Below are 21,816 nucleotides of genomic sequence, written 5' to 3' on the forward strand. Positions count from 1 at the left end.
TTAAAAATCATCTTTCTAATTACCCATAGGGGTATAATAAAATATACAGAAAGGGGTGTCAACCCTTCCGTTATTAGCGGCTTTTTACCAACAAGTTCACTGCCTGGAGCACAAGCTCCTCAGTATTGTGGCCGTTCTCTTCCGCAGTACGTACACATTCCACAAGGTTCGAGCTGACAACGACACCGATGGTCCGGTCAATCGCTGTCCGTGCGGCAGAGAGCTGGGTGATTACTTCCTTGCAATCCTTGTCCTCTTCCATCATTTTCAAAATACCGCGAAGCTGTCCTTCAATGCGCTTTACCCGATTTTTCATTTGATCATTGTAATCCAACGCGTTTCCCTCCTGTCCACTCGATTATATATTGTCATGCCCTTAATTTCATTATATAACACATGTCCATAATGTATACCCCTAAGGGTATTAAGTCAAGACTGGAATGTCTTCCATAAAAATTTATAAGCGTTTATATATTTGTCACTTTCTTTTTTTGCCGTATATGTTATTATACCCCCAAGGGTATTATCACAAACATAACTGGAGGAATTCATAATGGGTAAAAAGATCGTTATTGTCGGCGGCGTTGCGGGTGGAGCATCTGCCGCAGCCCGGCTGCGCAGATTGGATGAGGGTTCAACCATTGTCATGGTTGAGCGCGGAGAGCATATTTCTTTTGCCAACTGCGGGCTTCCTTACTATATCGGAGAGAGTATTAAAGAACGCGGCAAGCTAATGGTACAGACCGTAGAGGGTATGAGTAAAAGATTCAATCTCGACATACGAAACCTCAGCGAGGTGGTGTCTATTCAGCGCGAGGAAAAGACGGTATCCATCAAAAATCTGACCACTGGCGAAACTACCAAGGAAAGCTATGATCATCTGATTTTGTCTCCCGGATCCAAGCCGATCGTACCGAACATTCCGGGGCTGGATGAGGCTGAGGACGTCTTCACCCTTCGCAATATTCCAGACACAGATCGGATCAAGCAATTTGTGGACATGCGGAGACCGGCTCAAGCCGTCGTGGTTGGGGGCGGATTTATCGGCCTGGAAATGGCAGAAAACTTGGCTGATCGCGGCGTCAAGGTAACAATTATCGAGATGGCTAACCAGGTGATGGCACCTCTCGATTATGAAATGGCTTCTATAGTTCATACTCACCTGAAGGAAAAAGGGGTTACCCTCATTCTTGAAGATGGTGTTCAAGCGCTGGCTGATCACGGTAAAACGATTGAGCTATCCAGTGGAACGAAAGTGTCTACGGATATGATCATTCTGTCCATCGGTGTTCGCCCCGAGAATGGGCTGGCAATCGATGCAGGGCTAGATGTAGGTGAGCGCGGCGGCATTAAAGTAAATGAACATATGCAGACCAGTGACGAGAACATCTATGCCATCGGTGACGCAGTGGAGGTATCCGATTATATTCACCAGAGTCCGGCAATGATTCCGTTGGCTGGCCCTGCAAACCGACAAGGCCGCATGGTGGCAGATCATATTTACGGAAAAAACGTATCTTATAAAGGAACGCTTGGCACTTCTATTGCTAAAGTGTTTGATCTGACCGTGGCCGCTACCGGCAGTAATGAAAAAAGACTCAAACAGCTCAATATGCCTTACCGGGCTATTCATATTCATCCAAGCTCTCATGCAAGCTATTACCCTGGAGCCTATCCCATCTCTTTGAAACTGCTCTTCAATCCGGATAACGGACAAATTTACGGAGCGCAAGCGGTTGGACAAGACGGTGTCGACAAGCGGATTGATGTAATTGCCACAGCAATCAAAGGTAAGCTGGACGTATATGATCTGACTGAACTGGAGCTGTCCTATGCCCCTCCTTATTCTTCCGCCAAAGATCCGGTTAATTACGCAGGTTACGTGGCATCGAATATGATGGAGGGCAGTGTTGAAACTGTGCAGTGGCATGAAATCGATGAGTTGATAAAGCGCGGTGGAACCCTGATCGATGTCCGCGAGCCCGGGGAATGTAAAGCTGGCTATATTGAAGGTTCCATCAATATTCCGCTGAACGATCTTCGCAGTCGTCTGGAGGAACTTCCGAAGGATGAAACGTTGTACGTATCTTGCCAAGTCGGACTTCGCGGATATCTGGCATCCCGCATTTTGGCCGAAAATGGATTCAGCGTGAAAAATCTCGATGGCGGTTGGAAAACCTACTCTTCCGTGTTCCGGCAGTAAGAATATTTATCGGCGCGTGTTCGTACGTCATCATTCATTCACTTGTTTCCCGCAAAGACCCATGGTATATTTTTATTAAACTTATAATTTAAAGGCAATGTTATCTTTTAAAAGGTACAACCTCGGCTAATACTTAGTCCTGGGTGTACCTTTTTTTAATTTAAAGGAGGACTTCTTCATGTTCTTAGAAGCTATTTATCATCGTCCGCGCAAAAACTGGTCTTATGCTTATGATGGCCGCACGATTCATCTTCGCATTCGCACGAAAAAAGACGACATCACCGAAATTTACGCTTTGACCGGAGATAAATATTTGTGGGATCAAACGATGGAATACATACCGATGTCCAAGCTGTCTTCGGATGAGATGTTTGACTATTGGGAGTGTGAAGCCCAGCCGCCATACCGCCGCCTGAAATACGGCTTCCTGCTCCAGAGCGGCCGCGAGAAACGCTGGATGACGGAGTATGGTTTCCTTGAGGAGCAACCAGCCAATCCAGACCGCCTGTTTGAATATCCGTTCATCAATCCGGTGGATGTGTTTACAACGCCAGATTGGGTAAAGGATGCTGTGTTCTATCAGATTTTCCCTGAACGTTTTGCGAACGGCGATCCGAGCAACGATCCTAAAGGCACTCTGCCATGGGGCAGCACAGACCCGACACCAAGCAACTTCTTCGGCGGAGATATTCAAGGTGTCATCGACCACCTGGACCATCTAATCGAGCTTGGCATCAACGCTATTTATTTCACACCGCTGTTCACTGCTACTACGAATCACAAGTACGATACTGAGGATTACATGGAAATTGATCCGCAGTTTGGTGACAAGGATACACTGAAAGAGCTTGTGGATTTATGTCATGAACGTGGAATTCGTGTTGTTTTGGATGCTGTATTTAACCACTCCGGCAGAACTTTTGCTCCATTTGTGGATGTTCAAAAGAACGGCGAGAAATCCAAATATAAAGACTGGTTCTATGTCCGCTCCCTTCCGCTTGAGGTAGTTGATGGAATTCCGACATACGACACTTTTGCGTTCGAGCCTCTTATGCCGAAGCTGAATACGGAAAATCCGGAAGTGAAACAATATTTGTTAAAAATGGCGGAATATTGGATCAAAGAAACGGGCATCGACGGATGGCGTCTCGATGTAGCGAACGAGGTTGGCCACCAATTCTGGCGTGAGTTCCGTCAGGTCGTAAAAAAAGCGAACCCCGATGCTTATATTCTTGGTGAAGTGTGGCATGAATCCTCCATCTGGCTGGAAGGCGACCAGTTCGATGCGGTCATGAACTATCCGTTTACCAACGCGGTGCTTGATTTCTTCATTAACCGCACAGTGGATGCTGAGAAATTCTCCTTTATGCTCGGCAAGCAGCTGGCAGGATATCCACGCCAGGCCAGTGAAGTGGCCTTCAACCTGCTAGACAGCCACGATACGGCACGATTGCTAACACTTGCGAATGGCGACAAGCGTCTGATGAAACTCGCATCACTGTTCCAATTCACATACTCCGGAACCCCTTGCATCTACTATGGTGATGAAATCGGCATGGATGGCGGGCACGATCCGGGCTGCCGCAAGTGTATGGAATGGAATGAAGACAAGCAGGACAAAGAACTGTTCACCTTCTATCAGACAATCATCAAATTGCGTAAAGAGCATACCGCTCTCCGCACCGGAACGTTTAACTTCCTGACTGCAGAGAATCAAGGTGGAAAACTGGGTTACTTGCGCGAAGACGACAACGAAAGTATCGTTGTGCTCATGAACAATGATAAAGCTGCCCAGTCGATTACAGTACCAGTCCTTGAGCAGGAATGGAGTAACCTCTGGAACGGAGATTCCATCCAGGCCGTGAAGGGACAGCTTACGGTTAAGCTGCCGGCTTACGGGTTTGCACTGCTTAAGGCTGCTCGATAATATAACTACTAATCACTAAACTAAACTCCATAAATAATTAAGGGAAGCACATATTAAGCACGTTAAATATGGGCTTCCCTTTTTATATCTGTACATAAGAGTCCATAAGCTGCGTTGGATAAATATATCCATAACATTCATATCTTCGAAGTGATATAATGGTCACTCATTATGCATTGGAATTCACCTAAGTAATGATACCGAAAAGTTATTTATGTGTCATGACATCAGGTATAGACTCTGGCCAAAATCGATTTAAACATATCGTGGTGGATGAGTTCCAGCCAAATTATGAAAGGGGTTCACTCCACTTGAAAAAGGTTGTACCAAAGACTGCTTTATCCATTGCATGCCTTGTCTTGATCTGGGGCTTGTCCTGGTCCATTTATAAGATGGCACTGACCAGTACACCGCCGCTTCTTTTTGCCGGCATGCGTTCTCTGCTTGGAGGCCTGCTGTTAGCCTTAATTTTGCTGCCAAGCTGGAGAAAGATCAAATGGCGCCAGAATTGGCATCGATACATTATATCAGCCTTGCTCAATGCGGCCTGTTTCTACGGCATTCAAACGGTAGGGCTGCTGTATTTGCCGGGCGGCCTCTTCTCCGTCTTAGTATATTTCCAACCCGTACTTATTGGGCTATTTGCCTGGTTGTGGCTCGGGGAGAAAATGTCAATCGTCAAAGTTCTAGGTCTTATTATCGGCTTCGTCGGCATCCTATCGGTAAGCTCCGACGGCTTAACAGGCAACATCTCCTTCTTCGGTGTCTTTCTGGCTCTGTTGTCAGCTGTAAGCTGGGCGCTTGGCGTCATCTATGTCAAAAAGGAAAGTTCCCATGTTGACTCCATGTGGATGGTTGCCCTGCAGTTCGTCATTGGAGGAGGTATACTGACAAGCATCGGAACCGTAGTTGAGAGCTGGTCCAGCATTATCTGGAACGCCGATTACCTGCTCGGTCTCGGTTTTGGTGCTACCTTCGGAATTCCGGTTGCTTTTGTCATTTACTACAAGCTGATTAATGCAGGTGATGCGAGCAAGGTCGCATCCTTTACATTTCTTGTCCCACTGATCGCAGTACTGACGGGAACGGTGTTTATGAATGAGCCGTTTACGTACACGCTGCTTGTCGGCTTGATTCTGATTGTAGTCAGTATTTTCTTCGTTAATTATCAAGGTAAGAAAACTGCGAAGCCTATCAGAGATAGAGATGTAGTCTCTTATGATGCTTAACCGTTGTAACGCTGCATATGATTAAAAAAGGGGGTGTCCCAGGTCAATAGACCTTTTGGGACACCCCCTTTTCGTTATCTGAACGACGGAAACCAAACCATCACCCTCTACACTTCCTTGCGCTGGAAGTAGATAAAGCCTGCGATAAAGAAGAGCAGAAACCCACCAATTACGACAGGCATTAACGTTTGAAAAGGTACCGAAAAAGCTCCGAATCCTTCTTCACCAGATGGCATCATTGCTAGCAGCGGCTGTGCCCATGGATAGTACGGGGCGTATGTTGCCGAGTTCGCCACGAGAATATTCGGAATCGTGAATACAACATTCAGTGCTAGCGGTGCTGCAAAGCTGCTCCAGGCTGTGGATACAGCCAACTGAAGTGCCGCCAAAGGCAGGCAGGCTGCCCAGCCGCCAAGCAAGCTTGTCGCTATCATGTCCCATGGTAAGGGCTCCTTAATGCCGTGGAACAATCCTGTGACAAGAACAGCCCCCAGAAACAGCAGCTGTGTAGCAGCCAGTATAAGACCAACGATGGAAAACTTAGCGAAATATACGGCTCCGCGTGAAATCGGCATGACAAGTAGCTGCTTCCAGCCGCCACCAGAATGCTCATATCGACAGACCATGGCGCCCAGCATCCCGGTCAGGATCGGAAGAAACAGCAGAGCATGCATACTGGCCATCAAGGCAACTAAAACGTGCCATGGCATCAAGGAATTTCCTTGGGTAATTCCGATCAGAAGAGCAAGCGCCGGGCTCAGAATGATCTGGAGCCATATGACAGGGCTGGACAATTTCAACCATTCGGAAGATAAAGCTCGAAAGTAGGATGCCATATTAGTTCACATCCCTTCGATTGAAATGAATCAGTCCGGCCAGTGTAATAACGGCACCGAGTAGAAGACCAGCGCTGATCACTTTGGTCTGTCCGGGACCGATGTATGCCATCAGAGGCCACTTCAAAGGCATCCAGTCAGGAAACTTAAGGGCGAACAACGAGACAACCGAAGCCGTAACCCCAAAGCTTACGGCTATCCCCTGATTTTTCGTGGTCAGTGACAACCACAACTGCAGGGCCAGCAGCGGAACGGCGCCCATAAGCGGAACTAACCCGAGGCGTATAAGATCTCCATACGGTATGTTTTGCATATCCATTCCTAAGGCAAACCCAAGTACGGGTGTCCCGACACTCAGCAAAATACAAGACACGCACAAGACCAATAACACCATCACAAATTTGGCACTAAATACAGCAGTTCGTGTGATTGGCAGTGCAAGCAGCTGCTTCCATGAACTGAGCTGATTCTCGACATTCGCCACAAGTGAACACACTAGCGTTATCCCAAGAATAATGGCGATGGGCACAAACATTAAAATATTCTCGATCAATCCGCCCCAAGGATCAGCTGCGTATACTTTCATCAAGTAGTCGTACCGAAGTCCAAAATTCAAGGCCTGCATGGCAATGAGTCCGATCGGGGCGATCAAGGCAAGAAGCCAGATGCCTTTACCGCGAATTTTCAGGAAATCGGCGGACAGTGCGCGGACCATCATTGTACGCTCCCCTTTCCGACGATTTCCATGAAGATATCCTCCAGCGACTTTCGCTTCTCTTCAACACGGTAAACCGCATGTTGATTCTCGACCAGCCGTTTCACGAGCATAGCAACCTTAGCATCCTGCATAGGTTCTAGTTCCAACATTTGACCCTGAAGCTTCCCGTCACACCCCATATCGAACGCAAGCCCCATGGCAAGCTCCGGCTCAGATACAGACAAGCGGAATCCACTCGAAGACTGGGACACCAGGTTTTGGATTGTATCCTGGAACACCATCTGTCCCTCTCGGATAATCCCAACCCTGCCCGCCATCTGTTCCACTTCACTGAGCAGGTGGCTTGAGACCAGCACAGTGATCCCGTGCTGCTTCGGCATATTTTTAATCAGCTCACGGATTTCCTGAATCCCTGAAGGATCAAGTCCGTTCGTCGGCTCATCCAGAATCAGCAGCTCCGGATTTCCAAGAAGGGCGGCCGCAATGCCAAGCCGCTGCTTCATACCAAGGGAATAACCTTTCACCGGACGTTTCGCTTCCTTCGTCAAACCTACAATATCCAGAACTTCCGCGATCCGGGATTTCGGGCCTCCGATAATCCGCCGCAATGTTTCCAAATTCTCAACCGCGGTCAAATGCCCGTAATACGATGGATACTCCACCAGCGAACCTGTTCGGCGCAAAATATTCATTTTTTCTTTCGTCAAATCCTTGCCGAACAGATGAATCGATCCCTTCGTCGGCTTGATCAGCCCAAGCAGCATCCGTATCGTGGTTGTTTTCCCAGCTCCATTCGGTCCCAGGAATCCGTAAATATCGCCTTTTACAATTTCAAGATTCAAATTATCGACGGCCGCGCGATTGCGGTACGTTTTGTATAACCCTTTTGTTTGAATGACTAATTCACTCACGCTCATCACCTCGGGATTAACTTTAAACCCCAAAGGTTAAATCCAGGTCGTCCTTCTGTTTAAAAAAAGTTTAAATTTTGCGTGACAGCGTAATTGACGTCCCCTCGGGAGAGGATTGAACCTGGACATCAATTCCCATTTCTCTGGTCAGGTAATCTACAACAGCCAGTCCAATCCCGGCCCCTTTATCGAACGATCTTCCGCCCATGCCTGGACCTTTGTCGGACACGATGATAGCCATCCCCTTACCAGGCAGCTCCTTCGAATAAATGCCGATGTATTGCCCTGACTTCGCATGACGGACCACATTTTGAAACAGATTGTCCAAAATACGCTTGAACCACAGCACATCGATCGGCCAGATTACCGGCTCATCCTGAAGATCGATATCTGCTTCGATTCCTTCTTTTTCCCACAACGGATACCATCCTGCCGCACTCTCGCGCACCAAACGCAGCACATCGGACGGCTCCGGATTCAGCTCGGCACGCCCGCTAGTGAGCAGGCTGTATGACAGCAGGTTATCGATCAGACCACCCACATCCCCGATCTTCGATTCCATCAGTGTTAGCGACTCTTTTCCCGTATCACTTAACGGCTCGTTCCCCATCGAAAAAATATGACTCCGTATCACCGTCAGCGGCGTTCGCAAATCATGCGACAGATTAGCAATGAGCGATTTCCGCAGCTCCTCTTCTTCCTTCTCCCGCTGACGCCCCTTCTCCAGTTGGGCCACCATATGGTTATAAGCCTCTTCCAGCTGTCCGATTTCATCTGGCTTGTTAAGCTGGATCTGGGTAGGGATTCCCGTCTCTCCCGGGGAAGTCATGGCATCACGCAGATGCAGCAGTCGTTTGCGGATACGCACAAAAAACATCCATGATATGAGAATAAACATAATGAACATGGTGAGCATAAATAAGATATAAATGGCAGTTCGACTACCTATCGGATCCGGTTCATTAATATAACTTCGGGGTAGCTGCATCACCATAAAGCCCTGTCCGCCATCTTTTTTGCCGCCGATCAACGCTACAGTTGTGAACGGATCCGTCCCGACAGACTGTTTCATAAATTGCACGGTATGCTCTGAACTCCACTGCTCAGGAATCTCTTGTCCGCCGGGAAGCTCCAGCCGGGTCCGGCTGCTGGCGTCAACCCAGAAGATTGAAGTTTCAGGGTATTCCTGCCTAATCTCCCGGAGGCGTTCGTTGATCCGCTCTGGAGATTGTCCGCCAAGCTTCGCTGCTTCCTGATGCCACATTTCCTCCAAAACCTTTCCATTGGCGTACTTACCTGGAGGAGTCGGCTCATTATTCAACACGGTATCATTTACAAACCAAAAAAATACCGAGGCCAGTGGAAACATGATCGGCATAAAAATCATTGCAATCAAAATAATGAGCAAATACCGGGAGGTTAACGAGTTGCGAAACCTTCCCTTCTTCCTCTCTTTATACCGCCATTTCATACTCTCACCCGGTAGCCCAGCCCCCGAACCGTCTCAATAATTTCCGGTGATGCGGGGTCTTTTTCCAGCTTCTCGCGCAGATATCGGATATGGACCATCAGCGTTTTGTCCCCTTCGATATAGGACTCTCCCCAGACCGCTTCATAGATCTGCTCCTTCGTCATCACCCTTCCCTGATGCCGGAACAAATACATAAAGATCTGAAACTGCTTGCCTGTCAACATGATCTCCTCTTCTGTCTCCTGATTCACAATCCGGTTCTCATCCTCATATACGGTTAAATGCTTGAGCACCGCCGGCTCCGCAGAATTTACAGCAAAACGGCGAAGTAGAACCTCTACTCTTGCCGCCAATTCATCGGGGTGAAACGGCTTCGTCAAGTAATCATCTGCGAACTGCAGTCCTTCAAGCTTATCGTCAATCGACGTACGGGCCGATAGCATCAAAATCGGCATACCAGGGTACGCCCGTTTGATACGCTGGCCAACTGTGAAGCCGTCAAGTCCGGGCAGCATGACATCCAAAATCGCCAGACTGCACGATGACGCCGACTCCACTGCTTTTTCTCCGCCCGTAAGCCAGATGACACCGTAACCTTTCTCCTTCAAAAAACCGTTTACCCATTCACCGATCTCCCGGTCATCCTCGATATATAACAGAGTTGCGCTCACAACAGCTCTTCCTTTCTATTCCATTTCATCTATTCTATGTTTTGCATTATAACATGTACGAGAAAAAGTGCCTGTACGCAGCCTGAACAAAACAGATTGAAATGTCGTCCGTTATGACAAATAATGAAGCTGATTACCGCGAATACACGGAAAATCACAACATCGACATTAAAGAGAGGTGATCTCATGCCGCAACCATACCTACTCCGGAAGTTCCACAGATCGACTTTTCGAAGCAAGCTTGTATTGACCTACGTGCTCATTATCGTTGTACCGGTCATATCTGCCATGTTCATCTCCGGCATGCAGTTGTACAAGCAAACCAACTCCGACTATGAGGAAATATTGAAGCAATTGGACAGTCGGACACATGTAAGCATCAACGACTTTTTTACCAATCAAGCCCGCTACTCTTTCTTTTATTTAACGAATTTCAAACTGAGCGCCATTCTGGAAAAGTCAAAACGTGCTACGGAAAAGGTGTACATTGATGATGCCAACTACATGCACACCTCCATGGAACAGCTTGTACTTATTAACGGGATATCGCTATGATCTCTGCGCTTGCCCCCAATGGAAGCGTGTACGGGAGCCAACCCGAAAAGGCCGGTGAAATCGTAAGGACGGTTGACGAAATCGGCCCCAGCCGCCTCCAAAACAATCATTTTGTAGTACATATCTCAGAAGGTGAAAATGCGAAGGAGCGTACCAATCATCGTATTTCCATCGTACGCTATTTATCGGACCTGAACGTGAATAACGCTCAGGAAGGATATGCAAAAGTTGATATCTATGATAAAGCCGTTGAAAATATGCTCGGCGGCATCTCAAATGACGGATTAAAGCTCGGAACCATGATTCTGTCAGGGGACACGATGGTCTATACCTCAGATGGAACACTGAATCAGCTAAGTCCGGAGGAATCCAAACCATTCACATCCCGCGCCCCCAATCATACGGCAGGAAACAATCAAATTATGCGAATGAACTGGAATGGACAACCCTATCTGATCAGCAGCACGATCAATACGGTAACCGGTTGGACAGTCATCCATTATATCCCTGTTGCCCAAATAACAGACACCTTTCTCAGCAATACATTGAACTATGTGTTCATTAGCATTTTGGCACTCATAGCAGCACTGGCACTCGCATTCTTTTTCCACCGTTATTTCATCCATCCGATCTTAAAGCTTAGCGGATCAATGAAAATCGTTGATTCAGAGCACTTGGCCCATACCGTTATCCAAAGTAACCGGGAGGATGAAATCGGGAGGCTCATCAACAGCTACAATGCCATGATTTATCGAATAAAGACTAGCCGCGAATCGGAAATTACGGCAAGCAGCCTGCAGAAAAAAGCAGAGCTTAAAATGCTTCAGTCGCAAATTAATCCGCATTTTTTATACAACACGTTAAATGCCATACATTCCATATCAGAACTTCATCGCATGGATCACATATCCACCATGACCAAGAGCTTATCCAGCATTTATCGCTATAACATCAAGTATGGAGATGTGGTCACGGTCGGAAAAGAGCTTGAGCAGGTCGAGCACTATATTCAAATTCAACAAATTCGTTTCTTTAACAAGTTCCAGGTAGAGTACAACATCGATGACGATGTTCTGGATTGCAAAATCATCAAATTTTTAATACAACCGATTATCGAAAACTCCTTCTACCATGGGTTGGAACCGAAAGGCGGCACCGGTGTGCTTCGTCTAACCATCAAGCGGCGTAGACAGTTTCTTTATATTTCCGTCTATGATAATGGAATTGGCATTCCGGAAGAGAAGCTGACTGAACTGAGGGCAATGCTGAAGCAGGATGAGTACACACTGGTAGAGGATCTTGATCGGAACTTTGGGATGAGGAATGTTCACGCCCGGATCAAGCATTTTTACGGTGCAAGCTGCTGGATGAATGTCATCAGTGAAGAGCAAGCAGGTACAACGATTATGATGCATATTCCGTTCAACAAGGAGGTTAGCACACATGAAAATTTTAGTAGCAGATGATGAATTTTTCGCCAGAAAAGCAATCGTTCAGATGATACAAGATTGGGATGCAAGCACACTTGTCATAGAAGCTGAGGATGGCACTGCCGCTCTAAAAATCATTGATGAAGAAGTTCCTGACTTGCTGATAACAGACATTCGCATGCCGGGGATGGATGGTATTCAGTTAGCTGCACATATTCGAAAGAATCACCCTTCGATACTTGTAACGATTATTAGCGGTTATGATGACTTCACTTACGCGCGCGAAGCGATTCAATATAAAGTGGAGAACTATTTATTGAAGCCCGTAGATCGGCAAGAGCTAACCCCTTTACTGAAGCAACTGAAGGAGCGTGTCGCAGATCGGCAAGAAACGTCGCTTGAATTTGCCATGTCAGCCTGCTTCTACGAAGAAGCAGGTCGCAACCTTCCGGCTTTGGAGGCTGCATTGGGCAGCAGGAACTATGAATCTCACACAATGGTATTTCTGCATCACCCATCCCAGTACAGGGAACTAACGACCATCGCAAAGGAAGTATTCCTGCGAAACAACCTCCAAACATTTATCATGACCGATAAATTCCAGCCACAGCTTCTGATTGCCTGGATTCGCTCCAAAACAGCATCAGGTCAGGGACTGCATGACAGCGTCCATTCACTCTGTGACAGAATTAATCGGAAGTTAACAGGCATTACAGGAGAGTCCTGCGCTGCCATCGGAATTAGTTCTGCTCTAACCGATCTGCGTCAGCTGGACGTATCCCTGAAGGAAGCTAAACTTGCGGCGCTGCAAAGCTTCGTGCATGGCCACGGCAAAACTGTAAGGATCGAGCACATTGGCAATGTGTATCACTATGATGCTGCACTAATTCAGGAATGGACTGGCGTATTCAACCAAAAAGCGATCAACCATCAAGTCACTGAAATGGCTGGCATGATTCGCTCCTGGCTTGCCGACTCCGCTAAAAAGCAGTTCTCGGTTCATATGGTTCAAGACTCGCTTGCTGCCGCTGTAAATATGATCAACACCCTTATCGGCCGTTCCAACAGCGAGACCGCATCTTCCTACATAGAACAGCGGAACCTGTTCGAGTTCACTTCCATCCACGAAGCCGGTGAAGATTTAATCGCGAAGCTAAGCACGGTTATTGAGCAATTGAAACGAAGCGAAGCCAAGAGAGATATCGTTCAGGACATTAAAGACTTTGTCGAGGCCAATTACAAAAACCGAATCGTTCTTGACGATCTTGCGAAGCATCGCTATTTTGTCGACCCAAGCTATCTTAGCCGGTTGTTTAAACGAAAATGTGGAATGGGATTTACCCAATATCTTTTATCCGTTCGAATGGACAAAGCCAAAAAGTTGCTTGAGAGCACATCCTATCATTTGCCGATTGCTACAGTGGCAAGCGAAGTCGGCTTTAATGATTACTCTTATTTCATCCAGATGTACAGAAAGGTTTACGGTGCAACGCCGGGAAAATCCAGAAGCGAGAAAAATCCTAAAAATTATTGAGAAGCCAAGGAATGAATAAAGAACAGTTTTATCCTATTCATACAGTCAGTTCTCTCCTATTTTCAGCTGCTGACCGCTTGCTACAATGAACCCGTGCACGTTACATACTTACTCAAAAGGAGCTGAAATAATGAAAAAGGGGTTTTTGAAAAGCGGATTAGCAGCACTGATCTCCCTTGCGATGTTGACAGCAGCCGGCTGCTCTGGCGGAGGCTCGAAGAGCGCAACAGACAACGCGCCGAACAGCAGTGATGCTAATTCCGGAGGAGCACCCGTCAAGATTGAGTACTTTCAAATGAAACCGGAGGCCGTTAATGTTGTCAACGAACTCATAACGAAATTTGAACAGGCCAACCCGGGCATAACGGTCGAACAAAACAATGTTCCTAATCCGGAGAATGTATGGACGATGAGGGTCTCTACCAATGATGCCCCCGCCGTCTTCACCCACTATCCCCATAACTCTATTTTTCAGAAAATGGCAAAGGAAGGTCGTGTGATCGACCTTACCAATGATCCACTGATGGCTAATGTACAGCCTGCCATTGCGGACTTGAGTAAAATCGACGGCAAAAATTACATGGTTCCGATCGGAGTAGCAACACTCGGCATGTATTATAACAAGGACATTTTCGAAAGTCAGAACCTTCAGATTCCTACAACTTACTCGGAGCTGATGGAGACTGCAAAGAAGCTTCAGGATGCTGGCATTACACCGTTCTACTTTCATGATAAAGATTTCAACGGTATCCGTCAGGAAGTCGTCTATAAAATGGGGCAAACGATACCGGACGTTGAATCATTCCTTGATGATGTCATGAATGGTAAAGCGCATATTACAGACAACCCGGCTTTCAAACCTTTCGCAGAAAAACTTCTAGCCCTTCGCGAGTATGGACAAAAAGATAATATGGGGACCGGCTATGATGACGCGCTTCGTGATTTCGCAAACGGTAAAACAGCCATGTGGTTCACAGGTATTTGGGCAATTAAAGAAATCAAAGAGTCAAGTCCCGATTTGAAATTCGCAATGTTCCCGCTCCCTACCGAAAATGCTGCAGATTTGAAAACACAGGTTTCGGTAGATACGGCTATTGGTATTCCTGCCGATGGAAAAAACAAAGAAGAGGCCAAAAAGTTCATTGAGTTCATGTCCTCAAAGGAAAACGTAGAAACCTATTTGAGCATCGCCGGATATCCTTCCGGTATCAAGGATGTACAGACAGGCCTCCCGGAGATTAGCACGCTGACACAGCTTATATCGGACGGCAAGGTATATCCGACCATCGAGCGACTCTGGCCGCCAGGAATGAATGCCGAAGTGGGCAAAGCAACTCAGGAAATGTTCCTCACCAAAGACATTGACCAGTATTTGAAAACACTCGATACGATATTTTTCAACAAATCTAATCAATAACAATGCCAATGAGGCGGAAATACCTTGGTTATGAGGAATCACTCCAGGATTTCCGCCTCTTTTGCTTGATGGAGGTCGATTATGAACATTCGAGGCTTGAAGCCGGGTACTGTATTTTTCTTGCTGACCTTACCTGCAGTACTACTGTATTGCTTATTCTTTTTAGCACCGGTATTTATCGGGTTCTACTATAGCTTGACGAATTGGGACGGATTTTCACTTTCCTATGACATGGTCGGATTACAAAATTACATAGACATTTTGCAGGATAAACGTTTCTTGAACGGGCTTACCTTCACTATGCTGTATACCGTTATTGTCGTGATTGGAAAGCTCAGTGTTGCACTCATTCTGGCCTTGCTGCTGAGCCGTTCCCTGAAATTCCGTGGTTTGTTCCGATCCATTTATTTCTTCCCCGCTGTGTTGAGCATGATTACAGTCGGTTTGATGTTCAACCAGTTCTTTTACTCATTGTTTCCGCCGATTGGTGAACAGCTCGGTATCGAATGGCTATCCCGCAATTTGCTTGGAAATCCGGACACAGCAATCTTTGGAATTGCTCTGACTAATATCTGGCAAGGCTTTGCCATTCCGATGGTCATCTTTATTGCCGGCTTATCCAATGTGCCGAAGGATATTATCGAAGCGTCCGTTATAGACGGTTCAACGCCTGTGCAACGATTTTTCTCGATCACCATTCCGTTCCTGATTCCGATGCTGACTGTCAACGTGGTACTTGCCATTAAGGGTGGTCTTACGGTGTTCGATTACATCGTGGCTATGACGAACGGCGGACCCTCCCAATCAACGGAATCCCTGGGCTTTCTCATATACCAGCATGGCATGAGCGAGATGAAGTTTGGCTACGGGACAGCAGAAGCAATCTATGTATTTATACTCATTGGTATCATCTCGTTTATACAGATTAAGCTTCTATCTAGAAAGGAGGTCGGACAGCAATGAAGACACGGTTACCGTTTAAAATGGTCAGCTATGCTTTTCTGGGAATCGGTGCATTGTTTATATTGGCTCCGATCTACCTGACTCTCTCGATTGCCATGAAGACACGGGCTGAGACGACAACGAATTTTTTCTCACCTCCATCCAGCCTGTATCTTGATAATTTTATTTCGGTTATCAACAAGGCCAACTTCTGGGGAATGGTTCAAAATTCCGCCTTTATTACGATCGTATCCCTGCTGTTTATGCTGATCGCTATTCCCATGGTGTCCTATGCAATCTCTCGTAACATAAACAATCTGTACTACAAATGGGTATACACCATCATTCTTATGGGAATTTTTGTCCCGTTTCAAGCCATTATGCTGCCAATATACAGACATATGGGCAATTTGGAACTTCTTAATCAACCTGGATTGATTATCATGTATGTAACCTTATCATTTTCACAGGGATTGTTTCTATGTGTCGGCTTCCTTAAGAATATTCCACTCGAACTTGATCAAGCTTCGAAGATCGATGGCTGCGGCGTCTGGCTGACGTTCAGCCGAATTATTTATCCATTGATGCTTCCAATTATCGCCACTATACTAATATTGAATAGTCTATGGATCTGGAACGACTTCCAGCTGCCGCTAATTATGCTTAACCGTCATCCTGATTTTTGGACATTGCCGCTGTTTATTTACAATTTTAAAACCGAAAGCAGTTTTGATTATACTCTGGCTTTCGCAGCATTCTCGCTGTCCATGGCTCCAATTGCAATCGTGTACGTTTTTACGCAAAAGTATATTATTGGTGGATTGACCGAAGGGTCCATTAAATAGAGATGGGATGGATAAACAATGAGTATAACCGCTATGACATTCAACTTACGTGTAAATGTTCCCACTGATGGCACTAACGCATGGCCTTATCGCAAGCACCGCGCGGCTGCAATCATCGCAGCTTCTGCTCCTGACATCTTTGGTACGCAAGAAGGTACTTCCGCTATGCTGAAGGATCTGGATGAAGCTTTGCCTGACTATCATCGAATTGGAAACGGTCGCCTTGGAGAGGGAAACCACCCGAACGATGAATACTGTGCCATCTATTACAAGCATGCTGTATTAACACCATTAAAACATGGACAATTCTGGCTGTCCGAAACAAGTAGCGAGCCTGGAAGCATCAGCTGGGACAGCAGTCTTCCCCGTATTTGCACCTGGGTTTGCTTCCAGAGTAAGAAGATTTCCGATTTCCAATTTTATGTCCTTAACACGCACTTTGACCATATGGGTCTGATTGCAAGACAAAAAAGCGCACAGCTGGTGCTGAAGCAAATCCAGCAGTATCGCGAGAAGGATCAAATTCCCGTCATTCTCATGGGTGACTTTAATGCTTCCCCTGAACAACCGGAAATCACCACGCTAGGGCAGCAGCTGCAGAACGCCTATACCCTTCTCAGCGAGCCAGTCGGCTGTACGTTCCATGATTTCAAGGGCGGCCAAGACGGTGAGCCGATCGACTATATCTTTGCTACGTCAGATATCGAAATGACGGAAACCCATATACATCGCGATCAGATCGACGGTGGATTTCCCTCAGACCACTATGCTATTTCAGTTACTTGGAGACCTGCGACCTCATAATCGAGTAAGGCTGTTGTAAAGTCGCTACAAGTACGAATCATTCCTCCACTCGCTCTTGCCCCCAAATTTCCTGAAATCAATGTAATATGGTTGAAATTTGGGGACAAAGGAGCGCCTGCTTTCGATGCGATCATTCCTTGGGAAAGCTTTTACCGCTATCGCTTCTCCGGAATCGATTCGTCCTCTCCGCTACTCCCTGCACATCCCCACTTTTAACCTGCGCTACAAACAGCAAGGCGAGCGAAAATTAAGCTCGCCTTCAATCCACTTTGGGAGAAGCTCTACACTTACTCCAGCACAACCGTCGTGTATGGCGGCAAAGTAAGCTTGCTTCCGTTCAAAGCAGCTGCATCCCCCGTCGTTTTGGAAAGCACGGAAAAGGCAGGCTGGTCGCTCTTCGCCGCCAAATCGACCGTTTTCTCAACATCAGACAGGTTATGGACGACAAGCGCCTGTTTTTCCTTCGTGCGCCTTACATAGGCCATCACCTGTTCGTCGCCAGATGTAAACGAATTAATGGTTCCGTTCCGCAGAGCTGGCATCTCATTGCGCCACTGAATCAATAGGCGGTAGCGGGACAATAATGAATTCGGATCTTCCAGTTGTTGCTTCACCCCCTGAGTCCGGTTTTCCTTGTTATATTTCAACGCCTCCCAGGTCGTTTGACCCTGATCGCTACCCGTATTCGACCAGATCATCGGCTCCCGAATCTGCTCATCCGGTTTACCTCCCTGCATTCCAATTTCCTCGCCGTAATATATAAACGGATTTCCCGGCATCGTCAGGAGAATACCTGCCGTCATTTTAGCCTGATCCACTTTGTTGTTCAGTTGTGTCATGACTCGGTTCTGATCGTGATTTGTTAGAAATACAGCATCTGTAAACGCCCCGCCTGACACTTTGCTGAACAAGTTGTACGTACGTTCCAGAGTAAAGGCCAGATTGTTGTCCTTCCCGTTCTGAGCGGCACTGATCATCTTCTCTCCCAGACCGAAGTTAAAGCCTGAGTCAAACGCTTTATCGAGATACGGAGCGATAGAACTGACGGCATTCTCCCACACCTCTCCAACGATATATGCATCGGGATTAATCTCGTTCATGCCGCTCCGGAATTCCTGCCACCAAGCCACATTCTTAGCTGTTGTGGCTTCGGATTTATCGGAAGCCAGATCCTCATAAATATGCTTTGCCGCATCCAGCCGAAATCCGTCGACTCCTTGCTCTAGCCAAAATTTCCCGATATCCTTCATTTCCTCTCGAACAGCTGGGTTGTCAAAGTTCAAGTCGGGCATGCCGCCCCAGAAAGTGCCCATGTAATGGGCTCCGTTCTTCTCATGCCATGGATTTCCGCTCCCAGCGGCACTGGAACCGGACGGCTCCTTTCCCTGATCCTCAGCCCACAGGTACCAATCCCGTTTAGCGGACTTCTTATCCGAAGCGGCCTCAATGAACCACGGATGCTCCGTGCTGGAATGATTCACGACTAAGTCCATAATCACTTTAATCCCACGTTTATCAGCCTCCGCCAACAGGTTTTTAAAATCCTCCATCGTTCCGTAATCGGGATGAATCTTACGGTAGTCGGTTACGTCATATCCGTGGTAAGAAGGCGATGGATTAATAGGCATAAGCCAGATCCCCGTCACACCGAGATCGTCTGTCGTTTCAGGATTCCCGTCATTCAAATAATCGAGCTTCTCTGTCACACCATTCAAATCGCCAATCCCATCACCGTCAGAATCGTAAAATGAACGGACAAAAATTTCGTAATAAACATCCGAAGGCTGCTCGTCAACTTCCGCCTGTGCAATGACCGTCCCTTCCTTCTCCTTCGACTGTACCGGTTCCGTGATAGGAACTGGAGTCTCCCTAGCTTCAAGCTTTTCTCCACTGCCACAACCGGACAACAGTCCACCAAGGAGCGCAGCACTTGCAAGCCACGCTGTCATTTTTCGTATATGTATTTCTTTTAAATTCTTCATAATCATCTCCCTTTCCATCGTCATCAATCTCAAATCCCAACACTACACAGAATAAATGCAAACGTTTGATCAATTTTGACTTCAAAACAAGGAATACAGCGGTTATACTTGTAATAAACGCCAGTAAACGGCGTTCAATCATATATGTAGCCGCTTTCTTATTTATTCCATCATAACCTACACGGCTAATTTGTTAAATCGTTTGCACGAGTTCAGATTTAGCGGTTTTTAGCTTTTAAACAGCGATAATAAAAGCATTTCTCCGCTTTTCTAACGCTGCCTTCATTTTTTGAGAAGTTTGTGAATTTGTACTCCTACTGTCTTCGATACGTATTTACAAGGGTCCTGTTTAGAGATAAGATAACAGTGTGAAACCGTTTAAAAGACACTAGTTTATTGTCATTTCTACCAAGCGAAGCATATCAGTTCTTTAATATTTCGAAAAAAAGCAAACGGTTCCACTGGAGGTTTTTTATGTCTGTAACGATAAAAGATGTAGCGAAAAAAGCGGGCGTATCCCCCTCCACCGTGTCCAGAGTTCTCTCCAATCATCCCAGAATCAGTCGAGAGACTTCACGTAAGGTCAAGGAAATCATGGAGGAAATGGGTTACCACCCCAATATAATGGCTAAGAGCCTCGTCTCAAAGACGACCGAAAGCATCTGTGTCATTCTTCCTAAACCAGCTGAAGAATTGTTCCTTAACCTGTTTTTTATGGAATTAATCCGGGGGATCGTTACCCAAGCGAATCGATCGGGCTATGACGTGCTCATAAGCTCTGGTGGTAATGAGAAGGAAGAAGTCGAAGCCGTATCACGCCTACTTAACGGGCGTCGTGTAGACGGAGCCATTTTGCTGTATTCACGGCAGGAAGATCCTGTAGTGGAGTTTCTGAAGTCTCACAATTACCCTTTCGTGCTCGTGGGAAGAAGCGATAAATATCCCGATCTGCTGTCCGTGGATACCGACAACGTGCAGGCCGCATACGATGCAACCAAACACCTCATTTCCCTCGGCCATGAACGAGTCGGTTTTGTCAGTGGTCCGCCCAATCTGGTCGTATCGCAAGACCGGATGAAGGGATATGCTCAGGCCTTGGCTGATTCGGGACTTGAAATGCGCAATGAATGGATTGTAGAAGGCGAGTTTTTACAGGACAGCGGGTACCGTGCCATGTCCTTCTTTATGAATCTACCGGAACGCCCAACTGCTCTTGTCATTGTGGACGATATCGTATCGTTCGGAGTGCTCCGCGGCTTACACGAATTGGGATACAAAGTACCTGAAGACGTGTCAATTATTAGCTTTAACAACATTTCAATTACTGAATTATCAACGCCACCGCTGAGCAGTGTGGATATTGGTATTTACAATCTGGGATATACCGCCTCACAGGCGCTGATTCAAAGTATCCGCCATGATGGCGAAACCGTGCTGCCGAACCGTTATATTATTCCGCACCGGTTAATGATTCGTGAATCTTCTATGTATTCCAGGCCTAAGTAGGAACAACACGGTAATTAAATAAAAGAAGCATGTCATGTGCTTCCTTTATTTTTTCAGTATAGTACAAACGTTTGCACTTAAATGGGAGGATCCCTTATGACTACGATTAATGCCTGTTTGTTTGATCTGGACGGTGTCCTTGTGGACACTGCCAAATACCACTTTATCGCTTGGAAACAGCTCGCTGAAGAGCTGGGCTTTACGTTCACGGAAGAGGATAATGAGCGTTTGAAAGGCGTCAGCCGCATGGCCTCTCTGGACATCCTGCTTGAAATCGGCGGGGTGAAGCTAGACGAAGAAACCAAGCTTGAGCTAGCCTCGAAGAAAAATGCTTGGTATGTCGATTATATTTCTAAAATGGACGACTCTGAAATTTTGCCAGGCGCCCTTGAATTCGTGAAGGAACTGAAGTCGCAGGGCATCAAGGTTGCGCTTGGGTCCGCCAGCAAAAATGCGATGCTCATTCTGAATAATACGGGTCTCACGCCGTATTTTGATGCCATTATCGATGGTACTAAAACGCAAAGCGCAAAGCCTGATCCGGAGGTATTCCTCCTCGGTGCTCAGGAGCTCGGGTTAACACCAGCCGAGTGCGTTGTATTCGAAGATGCGGAAGCCGGTGTTGAAGCCGCCATCCGTGCCGGAATGCGAAGCGTGGGCATCGGATCAACAACAACGCTGGGTCGTGCCAATCTGGTCGTACCCTCTCTGGCAGATTTCTCGTTTAACCGCCTGAAGGAACTGTAGCGCAGCGGCGATTTACGCGCATAGCCTCCCGTTTCAAAGGGCATAATCCATATTTTTGCAAGCTTTCATACCTAAACAAAAGGAGCCG

General features: G+C 46.8%; 19 protein-coding genes. 12 read left to right on the plus strand and 7 right to left on the minus strand.

Going from position 1 to position 21,816, the window contains the following annotated elements; genetic code table 11:
* Positions 1 to 73: 73 nt before the first annotated feature.
* The gene (locus tag B9N86_RS26510; protein WP_208916051.1) at positions 74 to 334 is read right to left on the minus strand and encodes a metal-sensitive transcriptional regulator; all 261 of its coding nucleotides are present in this window, start codon (positions 332 to 334) and stop codon (positions 74 to 76) included.
* Positions 335 to 553: 219 nt separating this feature from the next.
* Here B9N86_RS26510 and B9N86_RS26515 point away from each other — a divergent pair, with 219 nt between their 5' ends.
* The 3 genes from B9N86_RS26515 (at position 554) to B9N86_RS26525 (ending at position 5,359) form a co-directional block, all read left to right on the plus strand.
* A complete protein-coding gene (locus B9N86_RS26515; RefSeq protein ID WP_208916052.1) occupies positions 554 to 2,203 on the plus strand; it encodes a CoA-disulfide reductase in 1,650 nt (549 codons plus the stop codon).
* A 178-nt stretch (positions 2,204 to 2,381) separates the two neighbouring features.
* Positions 2,382 to 4,130, plus strand: coding sequence for an alpha-glycosidase (locus tag B9N86_RS26520; protein ID WP_208916053.1), 1,749 nt, complete (start codon positions 2,382 to 2,384; stop codon positions 4,128 to 4,130).
* 311 nt (positions 4,131 to 4,441) lie between these two features.
* On the plus strand, positions 4,442 to 5,359 hold the full coding sequence (locus tag B9N86_RS26525; RefSeq protein WP_244562854.1) for a DMT family transporter: 918 nt from the start codon (positions 4,442 to 4,444) through the stop codon (positions 5,357 to 5,359).
* Between the two features lie 107 nt (positions 5,360 to 5,466).
* On the opposite strand, the gene B9N86_RS26530 is transcribed toward B9N86_RS26525, so the two are convergent.
* The 5 genes from B9N86_RS26530 to B9N86_RS26550 form a co-directional block, all read right to left on the minus strand.
* Complete coding sequence (locus B9N86_RS26530) at positions 5,467 to 6,195, minus strand: ABC transporter permease (RefSeq protein ID WP_208916055.1); 729 nt, start codon at positions 6,193 to 6,195, stop codon at positions 5,467 to 5,469.
* A gap of 1 nt (position 6,196) precedes the next feature.
* A complete protein-coding gene (locus B9N86_RS26535; RefSeq protein WP_208916056.1) occupies positions 6,197 to 6,913 on the minus strand; it encodes an ABC transporter permease in 717 nt (238 codons plus the stop codon).
* A complete protein-coding gene (locus B9N86_RS26540) occupies positions 6,910 to 7,824 on the minus strand; it encodes an ABC transporter ATP-binding protein (protein WP_208916057.1) in 915 nt (304 codons plus the stop codon). The genes B9N86_RS26535 and B9N86_RS26540 overlap by 4 nt, the downstream gene beginning before the upstream one ends.
* Positions 7,825 to 7,894: 70 nt before the next feature.
* Positions 7,895 to 9,295 (minus strand): sensor histidine kinase, encoded by a 1,401-nt coding sequence (locus B9N86_RS26545; RefSeq protein ID WP_208916058.1) that lies wholly within the window; start codon positions 9,293 to 9,295, stop codon positions 7,895 to 7,897.
* Complete coding sequence (locus B9N86_RS26550) at positions 9,292 to 9,966, minus strand: response regulator transcription factor (RefSeq protein ID WP_208916059.1); 675 nt, start codon at positions 9,964 to 9,966, stop codon at positions 9,292 to 9,294. The genes B9N86_RS26545 and B9N86_RS26550 overlap by 4 nt, the downstream gene beginning before the upstream one ends.
* 186 nt (positions 9,967 to 10,152) lie before the next feature.
* Between B9N86_RS26550 and B9N86_RS26555 the strand changes: the two genes are divergently transcribed.
* From B9N86_RS26555 to B9N86_RS26585, 7 genes are all read left to right on the plus strand, one after another.
* Positions 10,153 to 10,521 (plus strand): hypothetical protein, encoded by a 369-nt coding sequence (locus tag B9N86_RS26555; protein ID WP_208916060.1) that lies wholly within the window; start codon positions 10,153 to 10,155, stop codon positions 10,519 to 10,521.
* Positions 10,518 to 11,987 carry a sensor histidine kinase gene (locus B9N86_RS26560; RefSeq protein ID WP_208916061.1) on the plus strand — a complete coding sequence of 490 codons (1,470 nt, stop codon included), beginning with the start codon at positions 10,518 to 10,520 and terminating at the stop codon, positions 11,985 to 11,987. Before B9N86_RS26555 ends, B9N86_RS26560 begins: the two co-directional genes overlap by 4 nt.
* Positions 11,965 to 13,485: a response regulator transcription factor gene (locus tag B9N86_RS26565; RefSeq protein ID WP_208916062.1), complete on the plus strand. Its 1,521-nt coding sequence runs from the start codon at positions 11,965 to 11,967 to the stop codon at positions 13,483 to 13,485. The genes B9N86_RS26560 and B9N86_RS26565 overlap by 23 nt, the downstream gene beginning before the upstream one ends.
* A gap of 130 nt (positions 13,486 to 13,615) precedes the next feature.
* A complete protein-coding gene (locus B9N86_RS26570; protein ID WP_208916063.1) occupies positions 13,616 to 14,902 on the plus strand; it encodes an ABC transporter substrate-binding protein in 1,287 nt (428 codons plus the stop codon).
* 81 nt (positions 14,903 to 14,983) lie between these two features.
* Positions 14,984 to 15,865, plus strand: a complete 882-nt coding sequence (locus B9N86_RS26575; RefSeq protein ID WP_208916064.1) for a carbohydrate ABC transporter permease — start codon at positions 14,984 to 14,986, stop codon at positions 15,863 to 15,865.
* Positions 15,862 to 16,689, plus strand: coding sequence for a carbohydrate ABC transporter permease (locus tag B9N86_RS26580; protein ID WP_208916065.1), 828 nt, complete (start codon positions 15,862 to 15,864; stop codon positions 16,687 to 16,689). Before B9N86_RS26575 ends, B9N86_RS26580 begins: the two co-directional genes overlap by 4 nt.
* Positions 16,690 to 16,707: 18 nt before the next feature.
* Entirely contained in the window at positions 16,708 to 17,493 is a 786-nt protein-coding gene (locus B9N86_RS26585) for an endonuclease/exonuclease/phosphatase family protein (protein WP_208916066.1), read from the plus strand.
* Positions 17,494 to 17,780: 287 nt separating this feature from the next.
* Here B9N86_RS26585 and B9N86_RS26590 read toward each other — a convergent pair whose 3' ends face one another.
* Complete coding sequence (locus tag B9N86_RS26590; protein ID WP_244562855.1) at positions 17,781 to 19,475, minus strand: alpha-amylase family glycosyl hydrolase; 1,695 nt, start codon at positions 19,473 to 19,475, stop codon at positions 17,781 to 17,783.
* Positions 19,476 to 19,949: 474 nt separating this feature from the next.
* Between B9N86_RS26590 and B9N86_RS26595 the strand changes: the two genes are divergently transcribed.
* The gene (locus B9N86_RS26595; RefSeq protein ID WP_208916067.1) at positions 19,950 to 20,981 is read left to right on the plus strand and encodes a LacI family DNA-binding transcriptional regulator; all 1,032 of its coding nucleotides are present in this window, start codon (positions 19,950 to 19,952) and stop codon (positions 20,979 to 20,981) included.
* A 96-nt stretch (positions 20,982 to 21,077) separates the two neighbouring features.
* Positions 21,078 to 21,728 (plus strand): beta-phosphoglucomutase, encoded by a 651-nt coding sequence (pgmB, locus tag B9N86_RS26600; RefSeq protein ID WP_208916068.1) that lies wholly within the window; start codon positions 21,078 to 21,080, stop codon positions 21,726 to 21,728.
* Positions 21,729 to 21,816: the final 88 nt, after the last annotated feature.

This window comes from Paenibacillus uliginis N3/975 (genome assembly GCF_900177425.1).
In the GTDB taxonomy this organism is placed as follows: domain Bacteria; phylum Bacillota; class Bacilli; order Paenibacillales; family Paenibacillaceae; genus Paenibacillus_AQ; species Paenibacillus_AQ uliginis.

Excerpts from the sequence above, each read along its gene's own strand:
- B9N86_RS26585 (WP_208916066.1), top strand. The coding sequence starts at position 16,708 with ATGAGTATAACCGCTATGACATTCAACTTACGTGTAAATGTTCCCACT.
- B9N86_RS26565 (WP_208916062.1), top strand. The coding sequence starts at position 11,965 with ATGAAAATTTTAGTAGCAGATGATGAATTTTTCGCCAGAAAAGCAATC.
- B9N86_RS26575 (WP_208916064.1), top strand. The coding sequence starts at position 14,984 with ATGAACATTCGAGGCTTGAAGCCGGGTACTGTATTTTTCTTGCTGACC.
- B9N86_RS26515 (WP_208916052.1), top strand. The coding sequence starts at position 554 with ATGGGTAAAAAGATCGTTATTGTCGGCGGCGTTGCGGGTGGAGCATCT.
- B9N86_RS26590 (WP_244562855.1), bottom strand. The coding sequence starts at position 19,475 with ATGAAGAATTTAAAAGAAATACATATACGAAAAATGACAGCGTGGCTT.
- B9N86_RS26530 (WP_208916055.1), bottom strand. The coding sequence starts at position 6,195 with ATGGCATCCTACTTTCGAGCTTTATCTTCCGAATGGTTGAAATTGTCC.
- B9N86_RS26535 (WP_208916056.1), bottom strand. The coding sequence starts at position 6,913 with ATGATGGTCCGCGCACTGTCCGCCGATTTCCTGAAAATTCGCGGTAAA.
- B9N86_RS26545 (WP_208916058.1), bottom strand. The coding sequence starts at position 9,295 with ATGAAATGGCGGTATAAAGAGAGGAAGAAGGGAAGGTTTCGCAACTCG.
- B9N86_RS26520 (WP_208916053.1), top strand. The coding sequence starts at position 2,382 with ATGTTCTTAGAAGCTATTTATCATCGTCCGCGCAAAAACTGGTCTTAT.
- B9N86_RS26560 (WP_208916061.1), top strand. The coding sequence starts at position 10,518 with ATGATCTCTGCGCTTGCCCCCAATGGAAGCGTGTACGGGAGCCAACCC.
- B9N86_RS26555 (WP_208916060.1), top strand. The coding sequence starts at position 10,153 with ATGCCGCAACCATACCTACTCCGGAAGTTCCACAGATCGACTTTTCGA.
- B9N86_RS26570 (WP_208916063.1), top strand. The coding sequence starts at position 13,616 with ATGAAAAAGGGGTTTTTGAAAAGCGGATTAGCAGCACTGATCTCCCTT.
- pgmB (WP_208916068.1), top strand. The coding sequence starts at position 21,078 with ATGACTACGATTAATGCCTGTTTGTTTGATCTGGACGGTGTCCTTGTG.
- B9N86_RS26580 (WP_208916065.1), top strand. The coding sequence starts at position 15,862 with ATGAAGACACGGTTACCGTTTAAAATGGTCAGCTATGCTTTTCTGGGA.
- B9N86_RS26595 (WP_208916067.1), top strand. The coding sequence starts at position 19,950 with ATGTCTGTAACGATAAAAGATGTAGCGAAAAAAGCGGGCGTATCCCCC.